Below are 10,564 nucleotides of genomic sequence, written 5' to 3' on the forward strand. Positions count from 1 at the left end.
ACAATCTCGTCGCTGATGATGGAGGGTTGGTATGGGGCGGCCGGATTACACCGGAATCGGTGGCCGAATTGACCGGAATTTGCAAAAGATGGAAAGGTATTTTTTCCGCGTTCCCTGTGCTTTTTGTGGCAAGATTATCCGGAGATCGCCGAATATCCCGTTGTTAGAAAAAAGGCAGCTGCTCAGCCAGATTATTTCGACAGAATAATCTCGGCATAACATCACCGGTGTTATTGGTTTTATCCGTCACCCACGCGCCTGCCCTCGCGAAGCGGGGGAAGCGAGGGAAGCGGGTTTCGAAGCCGGGGGCCAGTATTTATCGAAGATTTACTGGATGCCGGCTAAGTTCGCGCCGGCATGACGACCGCCAGCTGAGCAGTTGCGAAAAAAATGCCTTTTTCCGAGGGTTCACCAGGAATAATCCTCCCCGGGAAAACGGGGGGATCAGGGTGGATGAAGAGACCGCCGCGGCGCGCCTTCCGGCGTGGTTCCAACCGGGACTTGCCGCGGCAGTCCTTTCCAAAAGTGGTTGTGAATCAAGCCGTCCGACCTCCCCGCGCGTCTTGGGCGGGGAGCGCTGGTCCCATAATTCCAGGTGGATTATTGGGCTTGGCAGACCGAGGCGGTCCCGGCTTCGTCCGTGCCGGGATGACGGACCGCCTCGGTCTTTGGTACTACTTTAATTTCACCCGCGGGGTTTTCTTGGCTTCGCTGAGCTTGATCTTCGGCGCTGCCGCCTTGGCGGACGAAGCCGCTTTCGCCGGCTTGCCCGCACTGTGGATCCGCGCCGCCGCCCACTGGATTCCCATCGGCGCCAGGAGCATGGCCATCAACGCCGCCAGCAAACTCAAAAAGAGCGACCAGTTGTAGGAAGGGGACGCCGGCACTTCCGGCACCAAGCCGCCGGGATTGAATTGGCTTTCGCCCGGGAGAGAGGGGATGTCCTCGGCCAATTGCACGCTCAGGGAGCGGTTCAACCCGTCGCGGAGCGCGGCGGGGGAGGTGTAGGTGATCACGTATTCGCTTTGCAGGGCCCGCCCATACAGTTCATAAAGCCGGCGCAGTGAATCGGGGTCGCTGGCGAATCCGTACGTGCCGCCGGCTTGCCGGGCAAGGTATTGGAGCGCCGTTTCGTCGATCCCGGCGTAGCCGCCGGCTTGTTCGGAGGTGTCGCCGAGGCCGATCGTGGAGATTGAAAGCCCCTCCGGGCCGATCCGCGCCAGCACTTCCTCGGCCGAGTGCTTGCTGCGGTTGTCCATCCCGTCGGTCAGGACGATGATCGCCTTTCGGCCGGAAATGGCCTGCAGCAGCTCGATCCCCTCGTAGACCGCGTCGTACATCGCGGTGTCGCTTCCTGTCCGCAGGCTTTCGATCGCCGCCTTCAGGGCCTCGCGGTCTTTGGTGGTCGGCTGGACGTAGGTGATCTCGGTGTCGAAGGAGATCAGCCCCGCCTCGTCGCCCTTGCGCATCTGGTTTACGTAGGCGATCGCGGCCGCTTTGGCGGATTCCATCTTTCCGGCGTAATTCATGCTGCCGGAGATGTCCATCACCAGCATGGTGGTGAGCGGCGCGCTTTCGCCGATCGCCTCGACGCTGTCGGGTTGGATGAGTGTCCCGTTTTCGTAGAGCCGGATCCGCTCGAGATCCACCGGGGCGGGCTCCCCGGCGCTGTCCGTAACCGAAAGGTAGATTCTCACGGTGGGAAAGGCCGAGGCGTCCACCTGGGTGATGTGCACTTCGAGCGGCTCGCTGTCCTGCGCCCGCGCCGCCCCTCCGGGCGCGCAGAAGGCCGCCAGCGCGATCGGCACGGCGAAGAACCGGATGCGTTTCCACAAACCCTCCATGGGTCACCTCTTTTCGTGGTAGATCATTTCGGTGTTTCCAAGCCGGAGGGTCTGCCGGTCCGCGAGCTCGGTCGTCTCCACCCGCCGGTTGTTGAGGAACGTCCCCGCCCGGCTCATGTCCTTGATCCGGAACGCCGATCCGGTTCCGGTCAGCATGGCGTGCTGAGGGTCGATGTCGGGGTCCGGAAAGACGATGTCGGCCTTGAGCGCGTCGCTGCCGAGGATCACGCTGGGCCCGGATTTTTTCATGAACTTGTCGAGGATGAATTCGGTCCCGCGCAGTTTGCCGCTCGTCACTTCCAGCCAGGCCCGCGAAAGCAGGACGACGATCAGCGCGATCAGCGCGCCCACCGCCGCGCCCAGCAGGACCATCCCGAGCGCTTTGCCCAGCGCCGGATCGCCCAGCGCGGAGCGGACGGCCTCGAGCAGGATCCCGCCGACCGTTCCGCCGAGCACGCCGCCCAGCGCGCCCTTCCACATCTGGCTGCCGCCGCTGATGCCTTCCGCCAGGCCGAGCAGTCCTCCGAAGAACGCCCAGCCCAGTGCCCGGCCGAACCATCCGGCACCGACCAGCTGGAACAGCAGTTCTCCCAGCGGCAGGCCGATCGCACCGGCCAGCAGGCCGAGGCCCGCGGCGATCAATCCGGAGCGCAGCATGCGCGGGAAGTTCAGGGTGAACAAGCCCTCGGCGATGCCGATCAGCAGCCCGACGCTCAGACCGATCAGCGCCCCGAGGATCAGATCGTTGAGGTAAATGGATTGGGTGAACGATAGACCGGTCAGGTTGCTGATCTGCCAGCCGACCAGTCCGCCGATCGCCCCCAGCACCCCGTAGTAGTAGGTCCGCATGGTTCTATTCATGGTTCCCTGCTCCTTCCATCGGTTCCCCGGATTCCGCCGGCTCGAGGTTCTTCCAGTAAACCAGGCTTCTGCCCGAGCGCCCGAGGATTTCATGGAACCCGCTGTAGGCGTGCGGGTCGATCCGGCCGTCCTCCCCGCGGATGAAGAAACCCCCGATCTGGGTGTGCGGCTCGATCACCAGCGCCACCTGCCACGGTTCCGGAAAGAAGTGCCGGTGCAGCCAGATGTCGTAATCCGAGAAGAACACTCCCATCCGGGGGTGGGTGTGAAACCATCCCGCGATCCGCTTGCCGGGGTGGCGGCTCTCCTGCTCCTCCTGGAAGGCAAGCAAAGTATCCTGGGTGAAGGTCAGGAAGGCGCTGCCCTGGCGGGTGTGGCGGGCCGGGAGCACGGCTTCGATCACGACGTACTGCTCTCCGCTCGGCGGATCGATCCGCCACCGGCCGATCAGCGCCCCGCCGACCTCGTTCTCCAGATCCCTGCCGGCCAGCGAGCAGACCCGGACGAAGGCCGGCTGGGTGAAGAACACCGCCACCGCGGGGGCTTGCCCTGCGCGGTCGAAGACGGAATTCCAGCGCCGGGAGCGGCCGCGCGGCATCCGCGAAGGCTGGGGGCCCGACGCATCCGGCGGGCCGAGCCGCACGCGCGGCGGTTCCGTCCGGATCGACGCTCCGGATTCCACCGGAGGGACGGTTTCCACGGATCAACCCGCGGTCACGTCGGCGGTCAGGATCAGCCGGTCACCGACCGGCACCTGGGCGGAGGTCAGGGTTTCCTCCTCCTGCAATTCGCGTCCCAGCGCCTTGCTGTCGATCCGGTAGCTCATCGGCCGGCCGTCCGGGCCGGTGGTCGGCAGCTCGAGCGAGGTGGTCAGCTCCGGGATCAATTCCTTCACCGGAACGTCATTCGGAACTTCGGCGCTGCGCGAGCCGCCCGAGGGAAGCACCACGGTTACGGATGTGTCTGCCATTGTCTCATCTCCTTTTTCGATGTTTGACGGTTTTTCCGGCCTGCCGCCGCGACAGAACCGGCCTCGCTCATCCCGCCGCGTACCGGCCGGCGGGGAACGGCGGCCGCAATTCCGCGGCTTTGGGCGGATGTCATTTTCGGATTTTGTTTTCCTGCAGGATCATCGCCCATGGGCGCAGGGGCTTGCAGGGCTCCGCTTGCGGCCCGCGGAAAACTTCGGCCCCCGCATCATTCTTTTCGCCCCATTTCGCGTTGGTGGGGATTTTCCCCATGCAGAAGACAAGCCTCCGCTCGATTCCCAGCGCCTTCGCCAGCCTGCTTCGCACCTCGCGAATTCTTCCGATGGCCCTCCCCGGATAGCGGAGCGGGAAAGGGAATCCCGGAAGGATGTGACCCCTGCGGATCTCCGTGTATGCGTTTGCCATGGTTCCTCCTCTCTGGACGCCCCGCAGCGCTATTTCAGCCGGATGCGGGGTGCGGCTCCCTGCGCGACTTTGATTCGTCCCGGGCGGAGCAGCTCGCGCGGGTCGACCGGGAAGGCGCCGGGGTGGCGGGTCCGATAAGCCCGGCACCAGCGGGCGGCGTCTGCGTCCCACGGGAACGGCGGCTTGGTCGGATCGTCGTGGAAATTCTTGTATTGCACCATCTCGCCCAGCATGATCACCAGCCGGTCCAGCGAACGGCTGGCGGTCCACCAAGCGGCGTCGATGCACACCGTCTTGTTGAGGTGGTGGATGTTCGGATGCCAGATCGGAGTCAGCCACTGCAGACCCGGCCAGCGCTGGGGGTACTGGTTGTGCAGGTAGATCTGGACCTGGTGGTGGGTCGAATATTTCGGCCGGCCCTGCTTGTCGACCGCGGCGATCCCCTTGCATTTGTAGGTGACGATGTAGCGTTCGGGGGCCGGCGTGCCGTGGACGCCGCGGGTCTCGAAGCTGATCAGGCTGCTTTGTGCGGTGAGCTCCTTCATCAGCTGGTAATCCGCCATCAGCCGCCGCACGCGCGGACTCTGCGCGAGCGCCGTCCCGCCGGCGGTGATGTCGGCGGTCAGGATCAGCCGGTCGCCCGCGGGGACCTTGGCCGAGGCCAGGGTCTCGTCCTCGCGCAGTTCGCGGCCCAGCGCCTTGCTGTCGATCCGGTAGCCCATCGGCCGCCCGTCGGGACCGACGGTCGGCAGCTTTAAGAGCGAGGTCAGCTCCGCCATCAGGTCGCGGATCTGCGCGTCGTCGGGCATTTCGGCGGCGCGGGCCCCGCCGCTGGGCAGAACGATGGTTACGGACAGGTCAGCCATGGAGTGCAACTCCTCCCGTTGGAATCCCGTTGAGAATAAAACAATTCCGAAACCTCACCGCAAAGCCGCAAAGCGGGCAAAGGATTTTTCTTTGCTCCCTTGGCGTTCTGTGCGTCTGTGCGGCGAGGCTTTTCTTTGTGCATCGTCGTCCTCTCCGGCGTCCGGAGGCCGATCACGTGTGGTAGTGCGGCACCTGGCACATCCCGGTGATGTCCCAGCAATCCTTGTGGTGGCGGGTCTTGCAGATCGGGCAAGTCACCACTCCGCGCGGATCGTTCGGCACAATCGGCTGCAGGCAATAAGGGCAGCGGTGGGCTTCGGATCCGACCAGCCGGATTTCTGAATCGCGGTTGTTCCTGCGGAAGAAGCGCAGGACGCCGCGGATCCGCTCGCGGACCGGGCGGGGTTCCGGCTTCGGGGTTCTGACCTTATGCCCATCCGCCGCGGCCGCGGCTTGGGCGAAGTCGGCGGGTTCGAGCGGCGGGGATGGATACTGGATCCGTCCGGCGGCGAAGGCGAGGGTGGAGGCGACGCCGCCGATAAGAAGATGGACCAAAGCCGTCCAGTCCGGTCCGGCAAGAATCCGGCCGCCGGCGCCGGCCAGCCCGCGCGTCAGCCAACCGAGGACGAGCAATCCGGCCGCGGTGACGGCCGCGCCGGCCGCCCATTGCAGCAGGCGCGAATAGCGCCGGTAAAATGCGCGGGCCAGCGCGCCGATCAGGAAGCCTTGGCCGGCGGCGGCGGCGGCGGAATAGAGCCACGGCGCCACCGTGTCGTTCAGCACGCCCGCGGCGGCGAATCCTCCCGCGGAGAGGGAGGCGATGATGCCCAGCAATTCCAGCCGGAAGAGCAGAAGGAACAGCTTCGGCGTTCGGTATTCCGTCCGCGGGGATTCCGGGGGTCGGCTCATGGGTTCGGCCTATGCCTCGTGCAGAACGATCCGGGGCTTCGATTGACCCTCCAGCGGCACCTCTTCGCCGATCGAAATCCGTTCGCGCAGGGGGATTCCGGCGGCGGGAACGTCTTCGAAGTGGCGGAAGTGCAGCGCCTCGGGCAGGTCGCCGGTCAGTTCGTAGAAGCGGAATTCGCTGGCGTTGCGGGCGCGCAGGATGTGGAGCGGGGGGACGCCGATGCTGCCCAGGGTGCGGTGCAGGAATGTTTCGGCGCCGGTGATCTCGTGGGTCAATTCGGTCTCGCGCAGGATCCCGCAGGTCGGGCAGTGCCCGGCTTCGAAGGTCACTTCCTCGAGCGGCCGCAGCACTTCTTGGCGCGTGTTGCACTGCGGGCACGAAAGCGTCAGGATCAGCTCCTGGTCGAGTTCGAACACCGCCTCCTCGCCCAAATCCTGGCGGACGATCTTGAGCATTTCGGCCAGAGTCGTTCCTTCGGCGCGGGCTGGCAGTTCGGTCACTTCGCCGTACGTCCAGTGGCTTTCGCAATCTTCGCGCGGCACGTAGGCGCTGGTGTGCATCTCGTTGGTCAGGCCGTTGTAGTGGGTCACCTTGCCCGCCTCCACCGGCATCGCGTGGATCAGCTTGAGCGCCTCCTGGGATTGCATCGCGCCGATGATCGAGGCGATCGTCGGCGTGGTGGGCACCTTGCCGAGCAGGATGTTCTGCCGCGCGAGCAGGGGGCAGGAGTAGCGCAGGGAAAGGTCGCGCCGCGCGCTTTCGGTGAGGGTGCATTCGAAGCACGCGCCCCGGCCGGGGACGAACACCCGCACCAGGCCGAGCAGTTCTTGGATCGCGCCGTCGACCCAGGGTTTGTTCATCCAGTAGCAGAAGCGGTTCAGCGCCAGGCGCGCCTCGCGGTTGTCGAGGCAGCCGATCACCGCGTCCATCCGGCGGATGACCCCCAGACCGAGCTGAGTGGTCGCGTTGCCGTGCAGGAACTGGACGTGCAGATCCGGGTTGAGGGATTTGGCGCGGGCCGCGATCACCTCGGCCTTGCTGCGTTTGTTGTCGCCGTCGCGGAACAGGACCGAGCGGCTGAGGTTGGCCGCTTCCACGGTGTCGAAATCGATCACGAACAGGTTGCCCACGCCCATCAGCGCCAGGTTCTTGACCACTTCGTTGCCCAGCGCCCCCGCGCCGACCACCAGCACCTTGGCGCTTCGCACCTTCTCGCGCTCCCACCAGGAGATGAACTCGAAGGTCCCCAGCCGGTCGGTCTTCAGGTTGGGGATGTGGAGGGGCTTGTCGGGAGAAGCGGGCAGGCGGCGCGGCCCTTCGGGCGGATCGCCCGCAGGCGGGGCGGGATCTTTTGCGCTCCCCGGGCGTCGGTAGTAGGCCGAGAGCCCCCGCGCGGCGGCCAGAGTCTCGGCGTCGAGCGCGCGGGCGAACCAGCCCACGCCGGCTCGGGCTTCGATCAGGTTGTTTTCCTCCATCGCTTTAAGCGCCTCGCGCAGAGTCGCCCGGCTGACTTCAAGCTGTTGGATCAACTCCCGTTCGGAAGGCAGTTGCCCTCCCGGTTTGATCGTACCGTCAAGCAATGAAGCCGATAGCCGGCCGGCTATCGCTTGCGAAAGTGTTACATGACCAACGGGAGAAATTCTCATTCGAGTGTACTGGTATGCTGGTCTGACCAGCATACCAATTATTCTATTCATTTTCCCGTGATTGTCAACAATCCAATAGTCCGCATTTATTAAAGAAAAGCCGGGGGAGAATAAAAAATGATCGAGAAATTACGTTAGAGGAAATTATTGCGATAAAAATAGTCGTAATTAGGATGGAATAACAACGGTGATGGACCCGCAGAACAGTGGTTTTCTGTGCGTCTACGCCAGGTTCGCAGTTGCGCTCGAAGCTGATCCGAATCCGATCGGCGGGATCGATTTTGGCAGGGGCGGAGCACCAAGCGGCGGACGATGTCGGAAATCCAAACATGAATCTGCGCTATAATCCAGCCCAGGTTGGTGGAGTCGAGAGAAAAAAACTCCGGAAACCAAGAAGCCCATCTCGCTGGGGAAGGATCCGTTCCCGCCCCAAACCTCAAGGAGGAAGGATGAAACGCTGGGTCGTGGCTCTTCTGCTAAGCATGTTTGTCATCAGCTGCAGTCCCGCCAAGGTCAAGGTCATCGTCGCCACCGATGCCACCTGGCCGCCGTTCGAGTACGTGGATGAAGAGACCAAGGAAATCATCGGTTTCGACATCGACCTGATGAAGGCCATTGCCGAGAAGGAAAACCTGGACGTGGAATTCGTCAACGTCGCCTGGGACGCGCTGCTGGCCGGCGTGGCCCAGTGCCAGTACGACGCCGCGATCTCCTCCGTCTCGATCACCGAGGAGCGCAAAGCCAACATGGCCTTCTCGGATCCGTACTACACCGTCGGACAGCAGATCGTCGTCGCCGCGGACAACGCCGACATCGCCGGCGAGGCCGATCTGACGGGCAAGCGGATCGGCGCGCAGATCTCCACCACCGGCGCGGAACTCGTCGACGGGATCGAGGGCGCGGAGCTGATCAACTACAACACGATCGGCTTGGCCTTCCAGGCGTTGATGAACGGCGACGTGGACGCGGTCGTGGCCGACAACGTGATGGCCCTCGGCTATGTCGCCAAGTATTCCGATAAGCTCAAAGCCGTCGGCGAGCCGCTGACCGGTGAATCGATCGGAATCGCCGTCTGCAAGACCAAGACCGACCTGCTCAAGAAGCTCAACAGCGGCCTGGCCAAGGTCAAGGCGGAAGGCCTGATCGACGAACTCAACAAGAAGTGGGTCGAAACATTGGACCTGGGCGAGTAGGACGGAAACACACCGCGGGGCGACAAACGCCTCGCGGTTTTTTCATGCGGGGCGCTCCGCACCGCCGGAGCTGAGCGGCGGCGGAGCGCCCCGCGCGCGCCTTGGATGCGGATTATGGAAAAGAAAACGAAGGCACAGGCAGCGACCGCGCAGAAAACGGTTCTTGCGGCGCCGGGCGAAGAGCTCGGCGCTCACATGGACCCCTGGTGGGGGCTGGTGATCGCCGTCGCCGCGCTGGCCGCCTTCCTGATTTTTACCTACCCCGATCCGTACGGCAGGATCTTCCGCTACGTGTCCGACGGGGTCGCCATCACGTTCCTGACGACGGTCCTCTCCTTCTTAATGGTCGTCGTGGTTGGTTTGGTCGGTGGGTTGGGACGGATTTCGAAGCACCCCGTCATCTACGGGCTATCGACCCTCTATGTGGAAATCGTCCGCGGGATCCCGCTTTTGGTCCAGCTGATTTTCTGGTACTACGCCTTCCCGGCGCTGGTCCAGAGTATCGGCGACGCCTACACCGGGACCTGGCTTGCCTTCCTGTCGGATTTCCGCGCTCCGGCCCTGCCGATGGCTATCTTCGGCCTGACGATTTGCTACGGCGCCTACATGAGCGAGATCTACCGCGCCGGGATCCAAAGCATCCCCAAGGGGCAGATCGAAGCCGCGCGCTCGCTGGGGATGAGCTACGCCCAGACGATGCGCTACGTGGTCCTGCCGCAGGCGGTGCGGGTGATTCTGCCGCCGATGGGCAACGAGTTCGTCTCACTGCTCAAGGATTCCTCGCTGGTAAGCGTCGTGGCGGTGGCCGACATGACCCGCCGCGGCCAGGAGTTCATGTCGGTCAATTTCATCCCGCTTGAAACCTGGGCGATGATCGCGCTGCTGTACCTGATGATGACTCTCTTCTCCGCGCGGATCGTGACCTGGATCGAGAAGCGGTCGAAGTTCGAGAGGTGAGCGAATGAAAAAAACCGACGGCTCGGACATCATGATCCGCATCGAAAACGTGGTCAAGCGCTTCGGCGCGCTGGAAGCGGTGTGCGGGGTGAACCTCGAGGTGAAGCGCAAGGAATGCGTGGTGATCATCGGCCCCTCGGGATCGGGGAAATCCACCCTCCTGCGCTGCATCAACCGGCTGGAGGAATACGACCAAGGCCGCATCACCGTCGACGGCATCCCGCTCGACACGGCCGAAAACATCAACGCGGTGCGGGCCGAGGTCGGGATGGTCTTCCAGGGATTCAACCTGTTCATGCACCTGACGGCGCTGGAGAACATCACCCTCGCCCAGCGCATCATCCGCAAGCGCGACCGGGCCGAGTCGGAGCGGGTGGCGCGCGAGCTGCTCGAAAAGGTCGGCATCCCCGACAAGGCGAAGTGCTACCCCGCCCAGCTTTCGGGCGGCCAGCAGCAGCGGGTGGCCATCGCCCGGGCTCTGGCGATGAACCCCAAGGTGATGCTGTTCGACGAGCCGACCAGCGCCCTGGATCCGGAGATGATCAACGAAGTGGTGGACGTGATGGAAAAGCTGGCCTTCGAGGGGATGACGATGGTGGTCGTCTCGCACGAGATGGGCTTCGCACGCGCCGCGGCCGACCGGGTGATCTTCATGGACGAGGGCCAATTCATCGAGGAGGGCGAGCCCGAGGCGCTGTTTTCCCGCCCGCGGCAGGCGCGGACGAAGGACTTCCTCGGCAAGGTCCTGCACGTGCACGCGCAGTGATCGACGGGCGGGATTTACTGGTTTACTCAAAATGAACGGTTTGTATCTGCTCAGCCTCAGTAATACTGAAATGAAATCCTGCTCTTTTCCATCCTCACCCCTATCCCCTGGCCCCTTCCCCCTCTC

General features: G+C 63.8%; 10 protein-coding genes. 3 read left to right on the forward strand and 7 right to left on the reverse strand.

Features of this window, described 5'->3' with window-relative positions; genetic code table 11:
- Positions 1–674: 674 nt before the first annotated feature.
- The 7 genes from JW929_00840 to JW929_00870 all read right to left on the reverse strand — a co-directional run bounded on the left by JW929_00840 (position 675) and on the right by JW929_00870 (position 7,456).
- The gene (locus tag JW929_00840; protein ID MBN1437928.1) at positions 675–1,844 is read right to left on the reverse strand and encodes a VWA domain-containing protein; all 1,170 of its coding nucleotides are present in this window, start codon (positions 1,842–1,844) and stop codon (positions 675–677) included.
- Between the two features lie 3 nt (positions 1,845–1,847).
- Complete coding sequence (locus JW929_00845) at positions 1,848–2,705, reverse strand: FHA domain-containing protein (protein ID MBN1437929.1); 858 nt, start codon at positions 2,703–2,705, stop codon at positions 1,848–1,850.
- Positions 2,698–3,405 carry a Mov34/MPN/PAD-1 family protein gene (locus JW929_00850; GenBank protein ID MBN1437930.1) on the reverse strand — a complete coding sequence of 236 codons (708 nt, stop codon included), beginning with the start codon at positions 3,403–3,405 and terminating at the stop codon, positions 2,698–2,700. Before JW929_00850 ends, JW929_00845 begins: the two co-directional genes overlap by 8 nt.
- Positions 3,406–3,408: 3 nt before the next feature.
- Positions 3,409–3,675 (reverse strand): EsaB/YukD family protein, encoded by a 267-nt coding sequence (locus tag JW929_00855; protein MBN1437931.1) that lies wholly within the window; start codon positions 3,673–3,675, stop codon positions 3,409–3,411.
- Between the two features lie 453 nt (positions 3,676–4,128).
- Entirely contained in the window at positions 4,129–4,965 is an 837-nt protein-coding gene (locus JW929_00860) for a hypothetical protein (GenBank protein ID MBN1437932.1), read from the reverse strand.
- A 172-nt stretch (positions 4,966–5,137) separates the two neighbouring features.
- Positions 5,138–5,875, reverse strand: coding sequence for a hypothetical protein (locus JW929_00865; GenBank protein MBN1437933.1), 738 nt, complete (start codon positions 5,873–5,875; stop codon positions 5,138–5,140).
- A gap of 9 nt (positions 5,876–5,884) precedes the next feature.
- A complete protein-coding gene (locus JW929_00870; GenBank protein ID MBN1437934.1) occupies positions 5,885–7,456 on the reverse strand; it encodes a ThiF family adenylyltransferase in 1,572 nt (523 codons plus the stop codon).
- Positions 7,457–7,971: 515 nt separating this feature from the next.
- Between JW929_00870 and JW929_00875 the strand changes: the two genes are divergently transcribed.
- From JW929_00875 to JW929_00885, 3 genes are all read left to right on the forward strand, one after another.
- Positions 7,972–8,715: a basic amino acid ABC transporter substrate-binding protein gene (locus JW929_00875; GenBank protein MBN1437935.1), complete on the forward strand. Its 744-nt coding sequence runs from the start codon at positions 7,972–7,974 to the stop codon at positions 8,713–8,715.
- Between the two features lie 114 nt (positions 8,716–8,829).
- The gene (locus JW929_00880; protein ID MBN1437936.1) at positions 8,830–9,672 is read left to right on the forward strand and encodes an amino acid ABC transporter permease; all 843 of its coding nucleotides are present in this window, start codon (positions 8,830–8,832) and stop codon (positions 9,670–9,672) included.
- A gap of 31 nt (positions 9,673–9,703) precedes the next feature.
- Positions 9,704–10,438 carry an amino acid ABC transporter ATP-binding protein gene (locus tag JW929_00885; protein ID MBN1437937.1) on the forward strand — a complete coding sequence of 245 codons (735 nt, stop codon included), beginning with the start codon at positions 9,704–9,706 and terminating at the stop codon, positions 10,436–10,438.
- Positions 10,439–10,564: the final 126 nt, after the last annotated feature.

The sequence above is a fragment of the Anaerolineales bacterium genome (genome assembly GCA_016928575.1).
In the GTDB taxonomy this organism is placed as follows: Bacteria; Chloroflexota; Anaerolineae; order Anaerolineales; family RBG-16-64-43; genus JAFGKK01.